Genomic DNA, 20,917 nt, shown 5'->3' with positions numbered 1-20,917 from the left:
ATAGTGTGTGGGGCTATGAGATTCAATGGGGGTGAGGCGCTGCCGTGGTCCCGGGTGGAGAGGATTCTCTCTGGTCGCCCGGGGCCCGTCCCGGTCTCGGTGGACCACCTACCGCAGGCCACGGACGTGCCGAAGGTGGGGCATTCCGCCGTGCCTTTCGCGGAGCTACATGCGGTGAGCTCCTATAGCTTTCTGTGTGGCGCTTCCGAGCCGGAGGGGCTTGTGGCGCGCGCCGTCGAGCTGGGCCTGCGGGGGATTGCGCTGGTAGATCGGGATGGATTCTATGGTCTTATGAAGTTTGCGGAGGCCGCCGCCAACGTTGGCCTGCCTGCGGTCTTCGGGGCGGAGCTCAGCCTCGACCCAGCCCCGCTGACCGTCCTGGCGCGCACCCCGGAGGGCTATAGGCGTCTATCTCGGCTTATCTCCCGCGCTCACATGGAGGCGGGGGAGAAGGGGGCTGTATCCTATCCTTCTTTGGCGGAGATTGGTGCGCAGCTGCAGGACGAGTGCCTCTTCCTGGTGGGCTGGGAATGGGTAGAGCATTTCGATCTTTTGGTCGAGGGAATAAAAATAGACAGCATGGTTCTGGAGTATGCATGTACCCAGCTCCCGGAGGACGCGGACCACCACCTACTGTTGGATTCCTTGCCGGTTTCGCGCGCCATTGCCACTGCGCGCCCGGCTGCCGCCACGCGTGAACACGCGCGGTTGGCTGGAGCCAAACAAGCCCTGTCCAGACGCCTCGCGCTTGCCGACGCCTCCCCCAGCTCCCACCCCATGGGCTCGTCCTGGCTGCGCTCCGGGGAACAAATGGCGCGCCTGCTGCCTGAGCGCCCCGAGCTCATTGCCGAAACCGTCCGCGTCCTCGAGGACTGCAGCTTCACGTGGGAGGCGCTGGCCCCGAACCTGCCTGATTTCGACGTGCCGGAAGGCTATACCGAGATGTCCTGGCTGGAGCACCTTACCTTTGAGCGCGCTGCCGAACGTTATGCCACGCGCCCAGAGGAGATTCGGGAGCGGGCGTGGGAGCAGATGCGGTATGAGCTGGGTGTCGTCAAGCAGCTGGGCTTTCCCGGCTACTTCCTCATCGTGTGTGACCTCGTGGACTTTTGTAAACGGGAGAACATCCTGTGCCAGGGGCGCGGCTCGGCGGCGAATTCGGCGGTGTGCTTCGCGCTAGGGATTACGAACGCGGAGCCGATTTCCGCGGGACTGCTCTTTGAGCGCTTCCTCTCCCCGGACCGTGATGGCCCGCCGGATATCGACATCGATATTGAATCCGGCCGGCGCGAGGAAGTCATCCAGTACGTCTACGCCAAGCACGGCCGCGAGAAGGCGGCGCAGGTGGCCAACGTGATTACGTACCGCCGCAAAGGGGCGTTGCGGGATGCCGCCCGCGCGTTGGGCTACCCGCAGGGCTCGGCCGATGCCTGGTCGAAGGGCATTGCGCTCGCGCCTTCGGACGTTGAATGCTTGGCCGAGCAGTTTCTGGGTCAGCCGCGCCACCTGGGCATTCACTCCGGCGGCATGGTGCTGTGCGACCGGCCGATTGCGGATGTTGTGCCCGTGGAGTGGGCGCGCATGGAGAATCGTTCGGTGCTGCAATGGGATAAGGATGATTGCGCCGCGGCCGGGCTGGTGAAGTTCGACCTGCTGGGCCTGGGCATGCTCGAAGCGCTGCACCACATGATGGACTTGGTGGAGGAGAGCACCGGCCGGGTGGTCAACCTGTGGGAGCTGGACCTGGCTGACCCGGAAGTCTATGACATGCTCTGCCGCGCGGATGCAGTGGGCGTGTTCCAGGTGGAATCACGCGCGCAGCTGAGCACGCTGCCGAGGCTCAAGCCGCGGGTCTTCTTCGATCTCGTGGTGGAGGTCGCGCTCATCCGGCCGGGCCCCATCCAGGGCGGCTCGGTGCACCCCTACCTGCGCCGCCGCGATGGCAAGGAGCCGGTGACCTATGACCACCCGGTGCTGGAGAAGTCCCTGGGCAAGACACTGGGGATTCCGCTCTTTCAGGAGCAGCTCATGCAGATTGCGGTTGATGCCGCCGGGTTCAGCGGCGCGGAGGCGGATGACCTGCGGCGCGCGATGGGCTCGAAGCGCTCGCCGGCCAAGATGGCAGCGCTCAAGCAGCGCTTTTATGAGGGCTTGGAGGAAACCAACGGGATCGTCGGGGAGGTGGCGGATAAGTTGTGGGCCAAGATTGTGGCCTTCGCTGCTTATGGCTTCCCGGAGTCCCACTCGCAGTCTTTTGCTTCCTTGGTGTACTTTTCGGCGTGGTTTAAGCGCTATTACCCGGCGCAGTTTTGCGTGGGCCTGCTGCGCGCGCAGCCGATGGGTTTCTACTCGCCGCAGTCGCTTATTCAGGATGCCCGCCGCCACGGGGTGGAGGTGCTGCCGGTCAGCGTCAACGAGTCGGGCCGCGAGGCGCGCGTGGTGGTGGGCTCGGACGGTCAGGCGCGTATCCGCTTGGGGCTTAACCTCATCAAGGGGTTGGGTGATAAGGCCGCCGATCGCATTGAAGCGGCCGCGCCGTTTGGCGACGTCCCCGATCTCTCCCGCCGCGCCGACCTCACCGTCGATCACGTGGAGGCCCTCGCCGTGGCGGGGGCCTTGGACGTCTTTGGGGTGGATCGCCGCCAGGCGCTGTGGCAGGCGGGCGTGGCCGCAACAGAACGGGCGGGGATGTTGCCAGGGCTTTCGGCGATTGAAGCGCCGTCTTTGCCGGGGATGAGCGCCTTTGAGCTCATGGCGGCGGATGTGGCGAGCACCGGCGTGACTCACAACCAGCAGCCGATGGAGCAGGTCCGCGGGGAATTGCAGGCCCGCGGCATCCTATCCGCGGCGGATTTGCCGGCAGTGGAGGATGGCACCCGCGTGCGCATCGCCGGGGTGGTCACGCACCGCCAGCGCCCGCAGACAGCGGGCGGGGTGGTCTTTTTTGGTTTGGAGGATGAGACCAGGTTGATGAACGTGATGGTCACGCCAGGCCTGTGGGCCCGGGATAAAGTCACCGCGCGAACAGCGCCCGCGCTCATCGTGCGCGGCATCGTGCAGAACGCCTCCGGCGCGGTCACCGTTGCCGCGGACCAGCTGGAGCCGCTGGCCTTCGGTGAGGCGCTCTCGCGCGGCTCGCGGGATTTCCGCTAAGCGGCTTATTCCTTAGAGATGAGCTCGTCGCGGTTCATCTTTCCGGCCAGGGAACGTGCCACGGAGAAGGGCACCCACACCATGAGTAGCAGGATGATTTTGAGGTAGAGCTGGGAGACGAATACGCCGTCCATGATGGGCATGGTTCGGGCACCCCAGGCGATAAGGCCAGTCACCGGAAGCAGGATGACGAGTGCTGCGAGGGAGAATTTGAGGCCGTCGTCGCGGGCTTCAAGGTGCTGCTGCATCTGATACTCATCCAGTTCTGTCCTGGGCAGGTCTGCGGCACCAATCGTTGTGCGGAGGCGAGCGGTCATCAACGCGCACAGCAAAGTTCCAAGGGCGGCCACCATGAGTGAGGTAAAGGCGCTCCAGAACTGCAGGGGGATGGATGCAATGATGAGGGCGGTGGACAGGTCGGTCAGGGTGATGTAGCGCTTGCGGGTCTTAACGGAATCGGGAATAGAGGCGGACATGTGTGGTTTAGTCCTTTCGGTAGATTTCGGAGGACATGGGGGTGAATTCGGTCCGGGAGAACACGGCTTCCACGGGTAGATTGAAAACTTCGCAGATGTTGAAGGCGAGGTCCAAGCTGGGGGAGTGGTCGCCGCGCTCGAGAGCGCCGATGGTTTGGGGGTTGACCCCGATGGCGTCGGCAAGCTGTGCGCGCGTCATGTCCCGTTCAACGCGGAGCACGCGGACCCGGTTAAATAGTGGGCGGGTTGGCTTTTTCTTTGGGGACATGCACCACAGTGTTGTATAAACCCAACGACTTGTCAAGGGTTCATGTTAGTGTGTTGGCATGAACCCCGTATCCCCGTCACTCACTAAAGCCCGCTACATTTCGCGCTTGAGCTGGGACGTCATCCTCGCCGCCCTGGCGGCCGCGGCGGCGTATTTCTGGTGGGATTGGCTCTATTGGGTCGCCGGAGCGCTCGTTGCGTGGGCGCTCTATCAGCTCTGGCTCATCCCCGCGCAGGTCAAAAACCTAGGTTGGCAGGAAACCGCCGACGAATTGCTCGTCACCCGCGGGAAAATCTGGCACACCTTCACCGTCGTGCCCTATGGCCGCATCCAATTCGTCGACGTCACCGCCGGCCCCGTCGAGCGGGCGATGGGGCTCAAGAAGGTGAAGCTGCACACGGCGTCGCCCAGCAGCGACGCCACCATCCCCGGCCTCCTTGCTGCCGACGCCGACGCCCTGCGCGAGCGCCTCGCCGTCAAGGCACGTGAGAGGATGAGTGGGCTGTGAAGGACCGCGCGCTTATCGACGTCGACGGCTACACCCGCGTCCACCGCCTCACCCCGCTGCTGCGCTTTTGGTCGCTGATCCTGGCGCTGGTGGCCATTTTCGCGGTGAATATCAACGCCTCCATGATTTCGGATGTGGTGTCTTACCTACAGGGCGGCAACCTCGGCGAGGTTGGCCGTGGCACACTGCTAGGCGTTGGCGGTTTCGTGCTGTTGTGTGCGGTGATTTGGCTGGTCTCCGGAATCTGGTGGCGCAAGCTGGGATATAAGCTCACGGAGGATGAAATCGCTCTGCGGCACGGGGCTATCTCGACGTCTTTTCGTTCCGCGCGCTATGAGCGCATCCAGGCAGTGGACGTGGTGGAATCCATCATTGCTCGCCTATTAGGCCTAGCGGCGGTGCGCGTGGAAACCGCCGGCGGTACGTCCTCGGTGATCAAAATTGAGTACCTGTCCAAGGCGAAAGCGGAAGAGCTGCGCGCTGAGCTGTTGCGACGCACGAACGGTGGACCGGCGGAGGAGCCAGGACGGCCGGCAGAGGAAGCCCCTGCCGCTGTGATCCCGGCCATTCCCATCCTGCGCACGATTGCCGCCGAGGCTCTGCGCCTACCCACGCTGATTACCGCGCTGGTCCTCGGCGGCTTGCTCTTCATCCCCGGTATGTGGACCGCGCTGCTGCCCATCATTGTGGGTTTCGTGGGGCGCGTGTGGGGGCTGGTAGATTCCTCCTGGAAATTCACCGCGCTTCACGACGTCCCCGCCAACGCCCTCAACGTCTCCTATGGCCTTGCCGACCGCCGCCGCCAGACCATCCGCATCAGTCGCATCCACGGCGTGCGGGTGAGCCAGCCTTTCCTGTGGCGGCGCTTCGGCTGGTACGAAGTAAACGTGTCGGTGGCCGGCTACGGCGCTAAGGGCAGTGGCAAGCAATCTGGTTCTACGCGCATCCTGCCGGTGGGCACCCGCGAGCAGGCGCTGGAGCTTTTAGAGCTCATCTCCGATCTGGATCGTGCGCAGATTGAGGATTTCGCGCGCCCCGAAGGGCACACCCAGCCCACTTATACCTCCCCGCGCCGGGCGACGTGGATCAGCCCCCTCGACCGCAAGCAGCAGTCGGTGACGCTCGTGGATTCCCCGCTTCCCGTGACCATCGTGCACCGCGGCCGCATTAACCGCCGCGTCATGGTGATTGGAACCCCGCACATCCAGGAGCTCACGCTGAAAGTGGGGCCGTTGGGGCACCTTGCGGGCGTGCGGACCGTGCGCTTCGACCTCGTGGCTGGCCCCGTGAAGATGGCTGGTCAAGACCTCACGCCTGCCGACGCCTCCGAGCTCCTCACCCGCCTGCGCTCCCGCCGCCTGCCTGCCATGGAGTCAGCGCTAAGTCCCATGGACTCATCCGTCAACATCTCACAGGTTGAGCCGCGGCAGAACCCACGTGAAGACTCCCGTGACAGCGCGGTTAGGGGCAGCGACGAAGCTTAAGCAGAACCGGCCCACGCGTGCTGCTGGGGCCGGCACACGCCGAGGCCGCCGAACAGGACCCGCATCCGCCCGCGGGGCAGGAGCCGAGTGGCTCCATATCGAGTACCCCGCTGGCGGTGAGGTGATCCAGGATGAGGTCCACCGTGCCGGGCTCCAGCCCGGTCTGTGCCGCGATGGCCGCCCGCGAGCGCACGCCGGATTCGATGGCTTCCTGCACGGCCTGGATGGGGGAGGCGGGCATTAGATAAACACCTTCAGAATCTGGAAGGCCGCTACAGCCAGCACCCACGCTGTGGCCAGCTGGACGCCGAAGCCGAAGAGCGTCCAGCGCCAGCCAATCTCTCGCCGCTGCGCGGCAATCGTGGCCACGCAGGGCGTGTAGGCCAGCAGGAAGAGCATGTAGGCCCACACCGCGGCGAGGGGGTGGCCGCCAGAAGCCTGCTCGAAGTCCGTGCGCACGTGATCGCTCAGCGCGCTATGGGATTGTTCCTCCGCGGAGGCGTCGGTGACATCCTCGACCGCGTAGGTCTGCGCCCACGTCGAAATCAGCGCCTCCTTGGCCACGAAACCAGTGACTAGCGGACCCGCCAAGGACCACGAGTCGAAGCCGGCCGGGGCAAAGGCTGGAGCGATGGCGTGCGCGACCGCCCCGTAGGCCGAATCCTCCGGCGCCGGCGGTTCTCCCCAGGAGGAGTCCTGGACCGCCGCACCCACCGGGATGGCCATGAGCAGCCACACCACGACCACGGTGCTCACGATGATGCCACCGGCCGTCTGCAAGAAGCCCTTCAAGCGCGTCCACATCACGCTCAGTGCTAGGCGCACGGTGGGCAGCTGGTACGTCGGCAAATCAATAACCAGTGCCTCTTCCGGAACCGCGCGCCACAGAGTCTTGCGCAGCACCAAACCCACGAGCACGAGCAGCGCGATGGAAATGACGTACATGATGAACACCACGCTGCCGGCATGATCTGGGAAAAACGTGGCCGAAAGCATGACGAAGACCACCAAGCGCGCCGAGCACGAGGTAAACGGAATGAGCAGCGCGGTCATGATGCGATGCCGCGGGCTGCCCAGCACGCGCGTGGCCGAGATCGCCGGCACGTTGCAGCCAAAGCCCACGACAATGGGGATGAAAGCCTTGCCCGGCAGACCGATGGCCCGCATGAGACGGTCCGTGACCACCGCGGCACGCGCCATGTAGCCGGAATCCTCCAACACCGCCAAGCACAAGAACATCAGCGCCATGAGCGGGGCGAAGGTGAGGACCATGCCGACGCCGCCGATGAGGCCGTCGACAAGCAGGCCCGTGATGAGAGGGTGGCCTAAGCCGATGGCTTCTAGCCCCGCCCGCGCCCAGTCACTCAAGGGGCCCGAGACCAGTGCCTCCAGGCCATCCTGGAGGGGAGCGGCCACCGTGGTGGTGATCTGGAAGACCACCCACATCACGGCCAGAAACAGCAGCGGCCCCACTACCGGGTGAAGGGCCACCGCATCGAGGCGGTGGGAGAGGGGCGTGGCGTGCTCGACCTCGCTCACCGAGGCCTTCGCCGCCGCATCCAACTCCGCGAAGCGGGCCTCCAAACCTGCGTCCTCGCGCAGCTGCACGGGCTCAGCCGCCAGAGAATCAACAACAACCTCTCGCAGCTTCTCGACGCCCTCCCGCTTACGCCCATCAACCACCACCACCGGGATGGAGGTGGATTCAGCGAGCGCAACGGGATCCACTGTTTGGCCCTGGTTGAGGGCCACGTCGGTCTTCGTCAGCGCGATGATGAGGCGGTAGGGCTGCTCCGCTAACTGGAGCGCGACGTTGAGGCCGCGCGCCACGGCGCTGGCATCGACGACCACGACGACGGCGTCGGGGCGCTCATCATCTGGGCAATCGATGAGCATGGCGCGGGTCAGCGCCTCATCGGGGCTGAGCGGGTCGAGTGAGTAGGTGCCGGGAAAATCGATGAGATCGGCGGTTGCGTCACCGATCTTCCACGCACCGCGGCTGACCTCAACCGTGGTTCCCGGCCAGTTGCCGGTCTGCGCCTTCGCGCCGGTCAGGGCGTTAAAGAGAGTGGACTTGCCAGAGTTGGGGGAGCCAACGAGCGCGATGATGGGCGCGCCAGCAGGGGCTACCGCGCCGCCCGGATCGCCGTGACAGCTGGGTTTCGTGGTGGACATGGCTTAGACCTCGATGGCCTGTAGCGTCGCTTTATCGATGGCATAGCGGCAGCTGCCCACCGAGACAACACGCGCGCCACCGGCCACGCGCGGGCCCATCGTTAGCGTGGCGCCGGGGCGGATACCCAGCTCGCCGAGGCGCACCGCCAGTGCGGCGTCGCAGGTGCAGGAGATACACTCGTCTCTCAGGGTGATGGTGCACCCCGTGGGGATAGCGTCGGCGGTTTGCCGTGAGCACTCAGATAACTTCACGGTGAGCCCTCTTCCTTAAATAAGCACTACCGAATAAGCATTACCTTTATAGGTTACCCTTAGTAAACATAGGTCCGTCTAGGTTTTGAGGGCTATCTCTTAGGTGATCCTCACCACGCGGCGCAGGTACGCCGCGTATCAAGCGAGTGGATTGGTCCAGCTGCTGACCTGGCGCAGCCTCTGGCGATTCTTCAGCCGCGATTGGCCTAGCTTGCGGGACATGCGGTCCAGAATCTGGATGGCCTCCGTGATGTGCGGCCCCTTGTTGAGCATCACGCACTCCGCGCGCAGCGCATAGCCAGCGTCCGTGATTTCCGCGCGGGAGGGAAGCCCGGTCTTGGCTAGGGTCTCCAGAACCTGCGTGGCCATGATGACCGGGATGTGGGCCGCCTCCGCGACCTTCATGATGCGCCCCGGCACCTGGACCATCTCCTCGAATCCCAACTCCACGGCCAAGTCACCGCGCGCAATCATGATGCCGAACTTGGCGTGCCGCATCCCCTCCAGCAACACACTTCCCAGCTGTTCATAGGCGGGAACCGTTTCAATCTTGAGCACGATGCCCAGGTCACGCACGCGCTGCGACATCTCCTCGGACTCCTGCTCGGCGGCAATCGCCTCGAGCGTGTCGTAGAGGAAAGCCACATCAGCCGGCGTGCGGATGAAAGAAACCGCCGCGATATCGCAGTGCGTGGCCACAAAACGAAGTGCTTCGATGTCTTCCTCGGTGAGGCTGGGCAGCGGGACGTCGGTATCCGGCAGGTTGATTCCCTTATAGGCGGCCAGGTTGGTGCCGGTCGGTCCCGCATGCTCCACGGTGACGACGGCCTCGTGCGCCGCACCATTCTCCCGCACCTCGCGGACGCGGCCGGCGATGGCGCCATCATCGAAAATCACCCGGTGCCCCACTTCGAGCGCACCGACCACCTCCGGCAGCGTGCACCCAATCGTGGTCACCTCGCCCTCGACGATGCGCGCCGGCTCCTGCGAAGTGCTCAGCACCAACTCCTCGCCGCGGTGCAGGCGAATCTTCTGCTCCAGTGCCGGAACCCCATGCACCTGCGTGACGTCCCCGCCGTGGCTCAACACCGTTCCCTCGGCGAGGTAGCAGTTGCGATCACCGTGCAGCACCGCCACGCCTGCTTCCGCGCTCTCCACGGTGAACACACGCGAGCGCCCGCGCGCTTCCGTGAAGCGCACCTCGCTGCCGGGGTGCAGGCGCGCCAACCACTCGTCATCCACCTCCAGCGCTACCGCCGGGCGGGCCGCGCTTGGCGACGCCTCCCCCGCCACCCCGTGGGCGCGGGTAGAGGAGGGGGCGTCGTGAAGCACGAGCGTTGCTGGGCTCAGCAGCTCGCCCGCAGCGGTGCGCTCGCCGCGCACGCGAATGACCTGCGGACCCGGCTCGATGCTGCCGGTGCGGACCTTGGGGCCAGCAATATCGCAGGAAATCAGAATCTCGCGCCCCACCTCTTCAGCGGCGCGGTGGACGTGCTCCACCATCTTTGTCCACGCCGCCTGGTCATCGTGCGCACAGTTGATGCGGGCTAACTCCATGCCCGCGCGGGCGAAACCGAGGACCAGTTCATAATCCTCCGCAGCCTCAGCAGGAAGAGTCACCATGATGCGCGCGTGCGTGTCCTCCTGGGTAGGGCCGAGGAGGGCTTCGGTGTTGGCGTCGAGGATATCGTCCGCGTCCGCATAAGCCGTGGCGATGGGCTGCACGGAGTAGGTTGGCGCGTGGCCATCGAAGGCGTCGAGCACGTTGCGCGCGGCGTGGAGGCGCTCAAGCACTGCGGGCTCCGGGTGGCTGAGGCTCGTGGCGCCCAACGCCGTGAGGCCTTCCTGGAGTTCGACGGCGTCTTGGGAGCGCAATTCCATGTAGCGCACGAGGTTGACCGCGCCGGGGCGGTGGATGGGATCCACGCGCGCGATCTGCGTGGCGTGGGCGGCAGACGAAGCTTCGACGCGGGTGATGAGGGAATCAAGCAGTGGGCGCAGGCTAGGCAAGGTGTCTCCTTCGGTGTGAAAGTTCACCCATATTGTGCCGCGACTTGTTAGACCGCGCCACGGAAGCCGAGCTGCCGCCAGGCCTCATACACGGCTGTCGACGCCGCGTTAGATAAATTCATCGAGCGTCGCGCCGGCATCATGGGGATGCGTACGCGCTCCGTTACCCGCGGGTGAAAGGCGTGTTCCCCCGGCAGGCCCGTGGGTTCGGTGCCGAAAAGCAGGACATCGCCCTCCTGGTATTCCACGTCGGTGAACCACTTGTCCGTGTGGGTGGTGAAAGCGAAAACGCGCGCGCCGGGCAAGCTGTCCATGCAGGCGTCGAAATCCTTGTGGATCGTGAGGTCCGCTAAGTCGTGGTAGTCCAAGCCTGCGCGCTTGAGGTGTTTGTCCTCGAAGTTGAAGCCGAGCGGCTCGATGAGGTGCAGGCTCGCGCCCGTGACGGCGGCGGTGCGGATGGCGTTGCCGGTGTTGGTAGGGATCACGGGGTTGTCGAAGACGATGTGCAAGCTGCTCATAGGCATCAGTCTAGGATGGTGTGCATGAGCGCTACCAAACTAGATGGCAACTTGTACCGCGACGAGATTTTTGAGGACCTGGCCCAGCGCGTGGCCGCCCTCAAGGAGAAGGGGATTACCCCGGGCCTGGCTACGGTCTTGGTGGGCGATGATCCGGGTTCGCATTCCTACGTGAAGATGAAGCACCGTGATTGCGAGAAGCTCGGTATCAACTCGATTCGCAAGGACCTGCCGGGAGATATCTCCCAGGAGGAGCTGGAGCGCGTCATCGAGGAACTCAACAATGATGACGCCTGCACTGGCTACATCGTGCAGCTGCCGCTGCCGAAGCACCTGGATGAAAACCGCGTGCTCGAGCTCATCGATCCGGCCAAGGACGCTGATGGCCTGCACCCGATCAACCTGGGCAAGCTGGTGCTCAACGAGGAAGCCCCGCTGCCCTGCACTCCGAATGGCTGCATCCACCTGCTGCGCCGCTTTGGGGTAGAGCTCGATGGCGCCAAGGTCGTGGTTATTGGCCGCGGCGTGACCGTGGGCCGCCCGATTGGTCTGATGCTCACCCGCCGCAGCGAAAACTCCACGGTGACGCTGTGCCACACTGGCACCAAGGACCTCGCTGCGGAGACCCGTGAGGCCGATGTCATTATCGCGGCAGCCGGCAAGGCACACATGCTCACCGCCGACATGGTCAAGGAAGGTGCTGCGGTTCTCGACGTCGGCGTGTCCCGCGTTGACGGCAAACTCGCCGGCGACGTGGCCGAGGACGTCTGGGAGAAGGCCGGCTACGTCTCCCCGAACCCGGGCGGCGTGGGCCCGCTGACGCGCGCGTTCCTGGTGAGCAACATTGTCGAGCGCGCCGAAAAGCTTGCCGCTCACTAACGGCGCAACACGAACGCCCAAGTAATGAGCATGTCCCCACAATCAGAAGGAAGCCCGCAGCACCGAGCACAACGAATGCCCCGGCGCCCAGCTCAGGGCCCTGTTCAAGGCCAGCCTCGAAGCCAGAATGGAAGCCAGACTGAAAGCCAAGCCCGCGGGAAAACCACGCCACCGGTGTCCCTGTCGAACCCGCACGATGCGCACCTGAAGCCCTCGGCGCTGCCGCCGGCTCTCCAGTGGCTGGCCATCGGCCTGTTCGTCGTGGCGGTTGTGGTGTCGGGTTTCTATGCCGTGTTCGAGCACTGGCGCCGCGCCACGCTGCTGTTGGGCGGGGCGCTGGTGTGGCTTACATTGGTGCGCTTGACCTGCGACTCCTCCCGTGTCGGCGTGCTTGCGGTACGCTCCCGGCGCTTCGATGCCTGGTTTACCGGAATCTTGGGCGCGGCGATGGCGTTCTTGGCCTTCTCCATCGACGCGCTGGGCTCCTAGATGTAGTATTCGTCGCCGACGTACGCAGGGCCCACGTCGAGGCCATTCGGCGCGGAGAGCAGCAGGAAGTTGCGCAGGATGCGGTTCATCTGCCGGGTCTCCGTCAGGAAGGCGTCGTGGCCCACGGGGGAGACAATCTTGGCCATCGCCAGCAGGTGGTTGACGTTGCGGGAGATGTGCTCCTGCTGGTGATAGGGGTAGAGGATATCCGTGTCCACGCCCACGACCATCGTCGGCACCTGGGAGGCGGCCAGTGCTTTGATGAGCCCGCCGCGCCCGCGGCCGACGTCATGCCGGTTCAACGCCTCCGTGAGCACCACATAGGAACCCGCATCGAAGCGCTCGGTGAGTTTCGCCCCCTGGTAATCCAGGTAGGAGTTCACCGCGAAACGCTGGTTCAGCTGGCGGTGCGGACCCAAGGGATTCTCGCCTTGCTGTGCGGTAGCGCCGAAGCGCTCGTCGATCTCCTGCTCGCCGCGATACGTCAAATGCGCGATGCGGCGCGCCGCTGCCAGACCATCCCGCGGAGTCTTGTCCGTGAGGTAGTAATTTCCGCCATGCCAAAACGGGTCGCGCTCGATGGCAGAAATCTGCGCGGATTGGATGCCAATCTGCCAGCCCGAAGCCCGGGCAGACACCGCAATCACACACACCGCGGACACGCTTTCCGGGTGCAGCAAGCTCCACTCCAAAGTTCGCGCGCCGCCCATCGAACCGCCGAGCACCGCGTGCACACGCGAAATGCCCAGTTCCTTCAAGCAGTCGTGCTCGGCCTCCACCAAGTCCCGAATCGACAGCGCCGGGAAGCGCCCGCCCCACGGCTTTCCATCCGGGTGCAGCGACTTCGGCCCCGTCGAGCCATTGCAGCCGCCCAGCGCATTAGTCGCGATAACGCACCAGCGCGTGGTGTCCAGAGCCTTGCCAGGCCCCACCAGGTCGGACCACCAGTCCGCCACATTGGAATCACCGGTCAGCGCATGCTCAACCACGAGGACGTTGTTGACGCCGTCTGGGTCGCCGGCAAAAGCGCCCCAGCGTTGGTAGGCCACGTGGGCGTCGGCAAGCACGGCGCCTGCTTCCGTGGTGAAATCACCGATGGGGACGACGGCGAGCTCGCCTTCGGGCGCGAGTTCCGGGATGGCGCTAACCAATGGCCGCGAACCCACGCTCGAGGTCGGCGATGATGTCGTTGACATCCTCGATGCCCACCGACAGGCGCACCGTGGCCTGCGTAATGCCCGCGGCCTTAAGCGCGGCCTCATCGGACTGCGAGTGTGTCGTGGTCGCCGGGTGCACCACCAGGGAGCGGGTATCGCCGATGTTGGCCAGGTTCGAGTGCAGCTTCAGCGCATCGATAAAGGCCCACGCCTCCTCGCGGCCGCCGTCGATGTCGAAGGAGAGCACGGAGCCGGTGTAGGCGTAACCGAGCTTCTCCTTGGTGGCCTTGTACGGCGAGGAGTCCAAGCCGGCGTAATTGACGGTGGTGACCTTGGCGTGGGACTCCAGGTACTCTGCCACGGCCTGGGCGTTGGCATTGTGCTTCTCGACGCGCAACTGCAACGTCTCGATGCCATTCAGCGTCAGCCAGGCGTTGAAGGGGGAGATGGCGGCACCGGTATCGCGCAGCAGGCCCGCACGCGCCTTGATGGCGAAGGCCGGTGCGCCCAGGTCGGCGTACTTGAGGCCATGGTAAGCCTCGTCCGGGGTGACGAAGTAGGGGAAGACGGGCTCGCCGTCACGCTCGATGGTCCAGTCGAAGGAGCCGCCGTCGATGATGGCACCACCGATGGCGGAGCCATTGCCGGTATAGAACTTGGTGGTGGAAACCACGACGATGTCCGCGCCCAGCTCCAGCGGGCGGGCGAGCGCGCCGGTGGCGATGGTGTTATCCACGATGAGCGGGACCTGGTTCTTGTGAGCTACCTCGGCGATGGCAGGGATGTCGAGAACATCGGCGACTGGGTTGCCGAAGGTCTCGCCGTAAAAAGCCTTCGTGTTTGGCTGGACGGCGTCCTGCCAGGAGGCCGGGTCATCCGGGTTCTCGACGAGGGTGACGTCAATGCCGAGGCGCTTCAAGGTCACGGTAAAGAGCGTGGAGGTGCCGCCGTAGAGGCGCGGGGAGGTCACGATATGGTCGCCGGCGGAGGCCAGGTTCAGGATGGCCGCGGTTTCGGCGGCCTGGCCGGAGGCGAAAGCTACGGCGGCGACGCCGCCCTCGAGGGAAGCGAGGCGCTCCTCGAGTGCGTCCTGGGTGGGGTTGGTCAGGCGGGTATAAATCGGGCCGGCATCCGAGAGGTTGAAGCGGTTGGCGGCGTGCTCGGCGTCGTTGAAGACATACGAGGTGGTTTGGTAAATCGGAACGTTGCGTGCGTTGGTGGAGCCGTCCAGGTTCTGTCCGGCGTGGAGGGCGCGGGTCGCGAACGACCACTCGTTGACTTCGGAATTATCGTATTTGGTGCTCATGCCACAAAGGCTAGACCAAGCGGTTCAGTGCCGTTAGTGGCTTTGTGGAAACCGCAGGCAAGACCGAGAATAAAAATAGACCGAGCGGTTGGTTCGGCTTAAACGTCGATGCTTTCACCAACCCGCAGGCGCCGATAGCCGCTCACGCCGGCGCGTTGGAGCATGCCGTCGGTGATTTGCTTGCCGGCGTCGGAAAGCACGGCGTCATGGATGGGAACCGTAAGTCGCGCGCCGATGCGCATGGCGTAATCTGCGGCATCCGCCCCGCGCACCCACGGCCCGGCGATGGGGAGCAGGAGGACGTCTACCGTGCGTCCTTCCGAGGTGACCCACTGGTCGCCGGGGTGCAGCACTCCATTGAAGAAATAGCCCAGGTTCTCCGGACGTGGGATGTTGGGGTGGATTTCCTCGTGGAGCCCGCCCACCGCGCGGATTTTCAGGCCCAGGACTTCGAACTCCTCGCCTGTGTGGACTGCGGTGCCGGAGCCGATGGCGTCGACGGCCTCGCGCGTTCCCCACACTGGCAGGCCGCTCGCGCGCACGGCATCGACGTCGAGGTGGTCACCGTGCGCGTGCGTGAGCAGCACCGCTTCGGCGCCTTCCAGGCAGCTGAGGTCTGAAAGGGGGCCGGGGTCGATGACGATGCGCCCCTGGGGAGCCTCGACAGCCACGGCGGATTGTCCATGTAGAGATAGCTTCATGATCCCCACGCTAGCCAAAAGTAAAGGAATACAGCGAGAGCCCTTCGCTTACTTCCAGCTCGATTGTTTCGGTGTGATTGTCAAGTTCCCGGACGAGATCCACCGTGCCGTCCTGGGTGATGTCGAAGGTGCGGACCGAACCATCCGCGCGGTGCACGCGAACCGTTCCGCTCCCTGATGTTACGAGCTGTACCCAGGCGGCGCGATAATTCAGTCGCAGGCGCGCGTGAGGTCCGGCGGTAATGGGCTGGCCGGCCAGCGTCCACGTCCCGCCCAGCGAATACTGACCTAACGGCGGCTCGCTCGTGGTGAACTGGTGCGTGCCGTCGTGGTAATCGGGGTTGGTGAAATACTGTGCGCGTGCGGTGCCGAGGTAGGTCTCCGGCGAGCGCGGAGCGCTGTGAGTATCGGCGGCTTCAATGGGCTCAGGCAGTTCTATGCTGGGGTCGCGCTCGAGGAGAAGCTCGCGAATGAGGCGCTCGGTCTCGGCGTAGTCGCCTTCGCCGTGGTGGGATTGGCGCAACATGCCGTGCTTGTCGACGAGATAGTGCGCCGGCCAGTACCGATTCCCAAAGTTCTTCCACGTGGCGAAGTCATTATCCTGTGCCACCGGGTACTCGATTCCCTGCTCGCGGGCAGCGCGGCGCACGTTGTCGACCTCGTGCTCGAAGGCGTACTCCGGTGCATGGATGCCGATGATGTCGAAGCCGTAGTCCTTGTAGTGCGCATAGAGCTTAGTCAGGTGCGTGTTGTTGCGCTGGCAGTTGATGCAGGCATAGGCCCAAAAATCGATGAGCGTGACCTTGCCGGAGGTCCGCGGATCGACGGGCGCATCCGTGTTGAACCAGCCGGTCAGCCCCGCGAACGCGGGCACGGGGGTTCCTTCGGCTGTGAGGGTGGCCTGTTCAACGGGCGTGGCGTCGGCGTTGATGCTGGGGAGTTTGTGCTGCAGCCACGCGGGCGCGCCGAGTGAGATGGCGCCGGCCATAGCGATCACCACAATTCCCGCGGTGATGCGCACCTCGCGCTGGTGGGAGCGGAAAGCATCGACGCGTTTGCCCACCTCGTTGCCACCTAAAGCGAAAGCCAGCAGCGGGATCGCCACGCCGAGGGCGAAGGAGAGGCAGAGGAGGAGGATGTGGGCGTCGACAGTCCCGGTGGCGCCCGCCACGGAGATTGCGGCCAGTACTGGGCCCGCGCAGGGAACGAAGACAGCCCCCATGGCTAGGCCAACGACGAAGCCGCCCTTGTCGCGGGCTGTGGCTTGCAAGCCGCCAGCTTTCGGGAGCTTCTGGAAAGGCCACTCGAGGGCTTCCTGCACGCGAGGGAACACCATTCCCAGGCCCACGAGAACGAGCAGCGCGATTCCCACTTTCCACAGGACGTCGGCGGGCAGGCCCAAGGCATTGAGCAGCGTTGTGGCGAAAAGAGTGACGAGGCTAAAACTCGTCACCAGCCCGCCGACGACCTGCCATGGCCGCCACCGTGAGCCGCCGCTGACTGCGAGGACCAGCGGCAAGACCGGCAAGATGCAGGGCGAGATGCCGGTGATAAGGCCACCGGTAAACCCGATGAATAGCGTAGATAACATCCTGTGCTCCTTCGTTTGGTGTGCGGAGTGGGTATGCAACTAGTTCGGAACACGAGTGAAAAGCGGATTGCTTTTAAATCATCCAATCCGCTTCAGGGGGTTGCTCCGAATGGTGAGATACAGGGCCCGGAAACACCGGACCCGCAGACCTAAAGAAGGAGCACCGAAATGAAGAAGCTTGTTACCGCCGCCGCTGCACTTGCCATTGCCGCCAGTGGGCTGGTTGCCTGCAACGACAAGAAGGAAGAGGTGGACATGAAGCCCAGCTCCGAGATGATGGCCCCGAGCTCGGACGCCATGGAGTCGGATTCCATGATGACAGAGGAAATGAAGAGCGATGAGATGATGGCGCCAAGCGAAGAAATGACCAAGTAAAAGTGCCATGTCCGCCCCGCTGCTGGAGGTAAGCTCTACACCCGTGTCTGCGATGTCACCTGATGAACATGCGCGGCTGAACGACCTGCTCGTTCAGACCGCTGCGGCAGACAAGCATGCCTTCAGCGCGCTATACGACGCCCTCGCGCCCACCGTGTACAGCGTGTGCCTGAGCGTTCTGCGCAATCCTGCCTTAGCCGAAGAGGTTGCCCAAGATGTCTTCGTTGAGGTGTGGACTTCCGCTGCGAAATTTGACCCGCAGCGGGGAAACGCGCGGTCGTGGGTGGGCAGGTTGGCGCATGGGAGGGCCGTCGATAAGCTGCGTAGCCACGTTGCTGCAGTGCAACGTGATGACCGCGACGCGCTGTTGGACCAGGCTACCTACACCGAGCCTCTTGAAGATGAGGCCCTAGGACATGTCGAAGCGCAGCGCCTGCGCTGGGCCATCGACGAGATTGGGGAGCCGCATTCCACCGCGGTAGCCCTCGCATTTTTCAATGGCTTGACGCATGCTGAACTGGCAGAATCAACGGGAGTACCGCTGGGTACGGCGAAGACGCGCGTGCGCGACGGCGTTAAGAAGCTAAAAGCGATTCTCGGAAAGGAGGGAAGATGAGCAATACGCATGAGTTTTCTGATGAGACTTTCGACGACTTCCTCGATTCCCTCCCAGACGTGCATCCGCCAGCGCGAATGAAAGATGCTGTCTTTGCGGAAATTGACGGTGGCGAAGCTGCTGAGGTCATCGAGCTTCCACGCCGCCGCTGGCGGGCCTTCGTAGCGGTGCCGGCTGCCGCCGCAGTGCTCGTCGCAGGCGTGGTAGCCGCGCCGCAGCTCTTGCAGTTGGGTCAGCAAGATGCACCGGATAGCGCGCAAGTAGAGGCTGAATCGCCGGGCGAGAAATCCATGCACGACATCATGGGCGCAGAGGACCTTATGCAGGGCAATGCGGATGCCTCGGGAGCGCAACTGGATATCGTTTCCTCCGCCTCGATGGCGAAATCCGGCGCGATGGTCGATGGCCAGCCGCAACTGGCCGACGGCATGGGCGCCCAGGTGTGGGCAGTCAGTGCAGATGGTGAGATGGCCTCAGCCGGGGTTATCGGTCAGGCCCCACACGATGGGGTGTGGATGCCCTTCGACGGTGCCGCGGTCAAAGTCATGGTTACCGAGGAACCCGCGGGTGGCAGCGAGCAACCCACCGGTCGTACCCTCGCCACCGTGACCTTGGCCAGCGCTAGCTAGCCCGGTATGCGATAGGGCAGCTACGCGCCAGGCTAGCTACGTGTCAGCTAGTTAAGGCCTGCTTGACCAGATCCAGCGCGGCGGCGAGTTCGACATCGCTCAAATGCCCAAAGCCCAAGACCACGCCTTCCTCGGCGGCCACGCCGCCCCAATAATCGCGCAGCGGGGTGAGCGTTAGCCCTAGGGAAGCCGCGCGGTCGACCACGGCGTTATCGCACAGCAACACCGCATGGAGCCCGCCGTGGATGGGCAGAAGGGTAGCGGGGGCGTCTTCCAGCGCGGCTTGGACGAGGTCGCGGCGGCGCTTGTAGGCGCGGCGCATCCGTCCGGTATGCCGCCGCAGCGCACCGCTGGCCAGATAGTTCGCCAACGCCGCCTGGGGGATTGCGCCGACAGGCTGGCCGAAGACCTCCCGCACCCGATCCACCGCCGAGCGCAAGCTCGGCGGCACGACCAGATAGCCGCAGGCAATCGATGGCGAAATCACCGAAGAAAACGTGCCCAGCAACACCGTGTGTTCCGGGGCGAGCGCGGTCAGCGCGGGCAAAGGCTGGCCGACGTAGCGCAGCTCGGAATCGAAGTCATCCTCGATGATGAGCACGTCGTTGCTGCGTGCCCACTCGACGAGTTCCGCGCGCCGGGCCGCCGGCAGCGAACCACCATAAGGGTGCTGGTGGGAGGGGGTGACGATGAGAACGTCGAGGTCAACGGTGGGGACGGTGACGCCGTGGGCGTCGGTGGGGACGTCGACAAGCGTGTGGCCCAAAGCTTGGGGAACGCGGCGCAGGCTGGGGTAGCCGGGGGACTCCACGCCCACGCGCAAGTGGCCGCCCAGCGCGCGCAGCAGCACCGAGAGGCCGTCGCGGGCGCCGGCGGTGATGACGACGTAGGCCGGGTCGACGGTGAGCCCGCGCATGTGGCGCAGGTGCGCGGCCACCTCGCGGGGAAGATCGCCGGAAGGATTCACCGCGGCCTTGCGCCACGCCGCCCTCCATTCGGGGGTGATGATTCCGGCCGTATCGGGCAAGCCGGGGGTCAACTCCACGCGCGGTGGGGCAGAGCTGGGCCGCGGCGCGGGGTGAGGCTGTGGGGTGCGCCCATGGGGCAGGTGCGGGTTGATGACTGTGCCCGAGCCAACCGACGCGGTGAGGTAGCCCTCGGCGGTGAGCTGCTCGTAGGCGGTAACCACGCTGCCTCGGGAAATGCCCAGATCGCGCGCCAGTGAACGCGTCGACGGCACCTGCTCGCCGGGCAGCAAAATGCCCGCCGCGACTTGGGTGCGGAGGGCTTCGGCAATCTGCACCGGCAACGCGCGCGTATCAGATGGATCGAGGCGGAAAGACACGACCCCATCATAAGTGGTCTAATTCGACACTCGGAAAATGGCTCTTGTCTTGGACCAATTTTCTGGGCCACTATGTGAGCCATGACTGAACAGAAGATTGAACAGGGACGCGCCACGACGCGCGTCAAGCGTGGACTGGCTGACATGCTCAAGGGCGGCGTCATCATGGATGTAGTCACCCCGGAGCAGGCCCGAATTGCTGAGGACGCAGGTGCGTCCGCCGTCATGGCGCTGGAGCGCGTGCCGGCCGATATTCGCGCTCAGGGTGGCGTGGCCCGCATGTCTGACCCGGACCTCATTGAGGGCATCGTCAACGCTGTGGACATTCCGGTGATGGCGAAGGCCCGCATCGGCCACTTCGTGGAGGCGCAGATTCTCGGCGAGCTGGGCGTAGATTCCATCGACGAGTCCGAGGTGCTCAGCCCGGCCGACTACGTCAACCACATCAACAAGTGGGACTTTGACGTGCCTTTCGTCTGTGGCGCCACCAACCTGGGCGAGGCCCTGCGCCGCATCACCGAGGGTGCGGCCATGATTCGCTCCAAGGGTGAGGCCGGCACTGGCGACGTCTCCGAGGCCGTCAAGCACCTGCGCACTATCAAGGGTGAAATCGCGCGCCTCCAGAACCTGGATCGCGATGAGCTCTACGTCGCAGCCAAGGAGTTGCAGGCGCCGTATGACCTGGTTGCTGAGGTTGCGGAGACCGGCAAGCTGCCGGTCGTGCTGTTCGTCGCTGGTGGCGTGGCCACGCCTGCCGACGCCGCCCTCGTCCGCCAGATGGGCGCCGAAGGCGTCTTCGTTGGCTCCGGAATCTTCAAGTCCGGCGAGCCTGCGAAGCGCGCGGAGGCCATCGTTAAGGCGGCCACCCTCTACGACCAGCCGGCCGAGCTGGCCAAGATCAGCCGCGGCCTGGGTGAGGCCATGGTGGGCATCAACGTCAACGATATCCCCGCCCCGCACCGCCTGGCTGAGCGCGGTTGGTAAA

The 20,917-nt window shown here is 64.6% G+C and carries 21 protein-coding genes; 9 read left to right on the top strand and 12 right to left on the bottom strand.

Annotation, left to right across the window (positions count from 1 at the left end):
• Nucleotides 1-15: 15 nt before the first annotated feature.
• On the top strand, nt 16-3,153 hold the full coding sequence (locus QKE52_RS06245; RefSeq protein WP_347948406.1) for an error-prone DNA polymerase: 3,138 nt from the start codon (nt 16-18) through the stop codon (nt 3,151-3,153).
• A gap of 5 nt (nt 3,154-3,158) precedes the next feature.
• Here the strand turns inward: QKE52_RS06245 and QKE52_RS06240 are convergent, their stop codons facing one another.
• Nucleotides 3,159-3,629, bottom strand: coding sequence for a hypothetical protein (locus QKE52_RS06240; protein ID WP_049157075.1), 471 nt, complete (start codon nt 3,627-3,629; stop codon nt 3,159-3,161).
• Nucleotides 3,630-3,636: 7 nt separating this feature from the next.
• Nucleotides 3,637-3,897, bottom strand: coding sequence for a helix-turn-helix transcriptional regulator (locus tag QKE52_RS06235; protein WP_039673876.1), 261 nt, complete (start codon nt 3,895-3,897; stop codon nt 3,637-3,639).
• 58 nt (nt 3,898-3,955) lie between these two features.
• Between QKE52_RS06235 and QKE52_RS06230 the strand changes: the two genes are divergently transcribed.
• Together QKE52_RS06230 and QKE52_RS06225 are read left to right on the top strand one after the other, a co-directional pair.
• The gene (locus QKE52_RS06230; RefSeq protein WP_158396983.1) at nt 3,956-4,405 is read left to right on the top strand and encodes a PH domain-containing protein; all 450 of its coding nucleotides are present in this window, start codon (nt 3,956-3,958) and stop codon (nt 4,403-4,405) included.
• Nucleotides 4,402-5,889: a PH domain-containing protein gene (locus QKE52_RS06225; protein ID WP_347948405.1), complete on the top strand. Its 1,488-nt coding sequence runs from the start codon at nt 4,402-4,404 to the stop codon at nt 5,887-5,889. The genes QKE52_RS06230 and QKE52_RS06225 overlap by 4 nt, the downstream gene beginning before the upstream one ends.
• On the opposite strand, the gene QKE52_RS06220 is transcribed toward QKE52_RS06225, so the two are convergent.
• From QKE52_RS06220 to QKE52_RS06200, 5 genes are all read right to left on the bottom strand, one after another.
• Nucleotides 5,867-6,130, bottom strand: coding sequence for a FeoC-like transcriptional regulator (locus tag QKE52_RS06220; protein ID WP_049157080.1), 264 nt, complete (start codon nt 6,128-6,130; stop codon nt 5,867-5,869). The two genes, QKE52_RS06225 and QKE52_RS06220, sit on opposite strands and share 23 nt — an antisense overlap.
• The gene (gene feoB / locus QKE52_RS06215; protein ID WP_347948404.1) at nt 6,130-8,064 is read right to left on the bottom strand and encodes a ferrous iron transport protein B; all 1,935 of its coding nucleotides are present in this window, start codon (nt 8,062-8,064) and stop codon (nt 6,130-6,132) included. Before feoB ends, QKE52_RS06220 begins: the two co-directional genes overlap by 1 nt.
• A 3-nt stretch (nt 8,065-8,067) precedes the next feature.
• On the bottom strand, nt 8,068-8,316 hold the full coding sequence (locus QKE52_RS06210) for a FeoA family protein (RefSeq protein ID WP_070545976.1): 249 nt from the start codon (nt 8,314-8,316) through the stop codon (nt 8,068-8,070).
• Nucleotides 8,317-8,454: 138 nt separating this feature from the next.
• Entirely contained in the window at nt 8,455-10,326 is a 1,872-nt protein-coding gene (locus QKE52_RS06205; protein ID WP_347948403.1) for a pyruvate kinase, read from the bottom strand.
• 47 nt (nt 10,327-10,373) lie between these two features.
• On the bottom strand, nt 10,374-10,844 hold the full coding sequence (locus tag QKE52_RS06200; RefSeq protein WP_347948402.1) for a tRNA (cytidine(34)-2'-O)-methyltransferase: 471 nt from the start codon (nt 10,842-10,844) through the stop codon (nt 10,374-10,376).
• Between the two features lie 24 nt (nt 10,845-10,868).
• On the opposite strand from QKE52_RS06200, the gene QKE52_RS06195 reads away from it, so the two are divergent.
• Together QKE52_RS06195 and QKE52_RS06190 are read left to right on the top strand one after the other, a co-directional pair.
• Nucleotides 10,869-11,723 (top strand): bifunctional methylenetetrahydrofolate dehydrogenase/methenyltetrahydrofolate cyclohydrolase, encoded by an 855-nt coding sequence (locus QKE52_RS06195; RefSeq protein ID WP_049157086.1) that lies wholly within the window; start codon nt 10,869-10,871, stop codon nt 11,721-11,723.
• 174 nt (nt 11,724-11,897) lie between these two features.
• Nucleotides 11,898-12,212, top strand: coding sequence for a DUF3017 domain-containing protein (locus QKE52_RS06190; RefSeq protein ID WP_347948401.1), 315 nt, complete (start codon nt 11,898-11,900; stop codon nt 12,210-12,212).
• On the opposite strand, the gene QKE52_RS06185 is transcribed toward QKE52_RS06190, so the two are convergent.
• The 4 genes from QKE52_RS06185 to QKE52_RS06170 form a co-directional block, all read right to left on the bottom strand.
• Complete coding sequence (locus QKE52_RS06185) at nt 12,209-13,408, bottom strand: homoserine O-acetyltransferase (RefSeq protein ID WP_246822427.1); 1,200 nt, start codon at nt 13,406-13,408, stop codon at nt 12,209-12,211. The two genes, QKE52_RS06190 and QKE52_RS06185, sit on opposite strands and share 4 nt — an antisense overlap.
• Nucleotides 13,356-14,675 carry an O-acetylhomoserine/O-acetylserine sulfhydrylase gene (locus QKE52_RS06180; RefSeq protein ID WP_046648383.1) on the bottom strand — a complete coding sequence of 440 codons (1,320 nt, stop codon included), beginning with the start codon at nt 14,673-14,675 and terminating at the stop codon, nt 13,356-13,358. Before QKE52_RS06180 ends, QKE52_RS06185 begins: the two co-directional genes overlap by 53 nt.
• A gap of 98 nt (nt 14,676-14,773) precedes the next feature.
• Nucleotides 14,774-15,376 (bottom strand): MBL fold metallo-hydrolase, encoded by a 603-nt coding sequence (locus tag QKE52_RS06175; RefSeq protein ID WP_347948400.1) that lies wholly within the window; start codon nt 15,374-15,376, stop codon nt 14,774-14,776.
• Nucleotides 15,377-15,386: 10 nt separating this feature from the next.
• Nucleotides 15,387-16,967 carry a cytochrome c biogenesis protein CcdA gene (locus QKE52_RS06170; RefSeq protein WP_347948399.1) on the bottom strand — a complete coding sequence of 527 codons (1,581 nt, stop codon included), beginning with the start codon at nt 16,965-16,967 and terminating at the stop codon, nt 15,387-15,389.
• 168 nt (nt 16,968-17,135) lie between these two features.
• On the opposite strand from QKE52_RS06170, the gene QKE52_RS06165 reads away from it, so the two are divergent.
• The 3 genes from QKE52_RS06165 to QKE52_RS06155 are packed head-to-tail and all read left to right on the top strand — an operon-like array spanning nt 17,136 to nt 18,587.
• Nucleotides 17,136-17,342, top strand: a complete 207-nt coding sequence (locus tag QKE52_RS06165) for a hypothetical protein (RefSeq protein ID WP_046648381.1) — start codon at nt 17,136-17,138, stop codon at nt 17,340-17,342.
• 7 nt (nt 17,343-17,349) lie between these two features.
• Nucleotides 17,350-17,958, top strand: a complete 609-nt coding sequence (locus tag QKE52_RS06160; RefSeq protein ID WP_046648380.1) for a sigma-70 family RNA polymerase sigma factor — start codon at nt 17,350-17,352, stop codon at nt 17,956-17,958.
• The gene (locus QKE52_RS06155; protein ID WP_049157096.1) at nt 17,955-18,587 is read left to right on the top strand and encodes an anti-sigma factor; all 633 of its coding nucleotides are present in this window, start codon (nt 17,955-17,957) and stop codon (nt 18,585-18,587) included. Before QKE52_RS06160 ends, QKE52_RS06155 begins: the two co-directional genes overlap by 4 nt.
• Nucleotides 18,588-18,630: 43 nt before the next feature.
• On the opposite strand, the gene QKE52_RS06150 is transcribed toward QKE52_RS06155, so the two are convergent.
• Complete coding sequence (locus QKE52_RS06150) at nt 18,631-19,932, bottom strand: PLP-dependent aminotransferase family protein (RefSeq protein ID WP_347948398.1); 1,302 nt, start codon at nt 19,930-19,932, stop codon at nt 18,631-18,633.
• Nucleotides 19,933-20,013: 81 nt separating this feature from the next.
• Between QKE52_RS06150 and pdxS the strand changes: the two genes are divergently transcribed.
• Entirely contained in the window at nt 20,014-20,916 is a 903-nt protein-coding gene (gene pdxS / locus QKE52_RS06145; RefSeq protein WP_347948397.1) for a pyridoxal 5'-phosphate synthase lyase subunit PdxS, read from the top strand.
• Nucleotide 20,917 lies beyond the last annotated feature (1 nt).

It is taken from the genome of Corynebacterium sp. c25Ua_47, assembly GCF_039907205.1.
Lineage (GTDB): Bacteria > Actinomycetota > Actinomycetes > Mycobacteriales > Mycobacteriaceae > Corynebacterium > Corynebacterium hiratae.
This window is presented reverse-complemented; position numbering and strand designations above follow the sequence as displayed.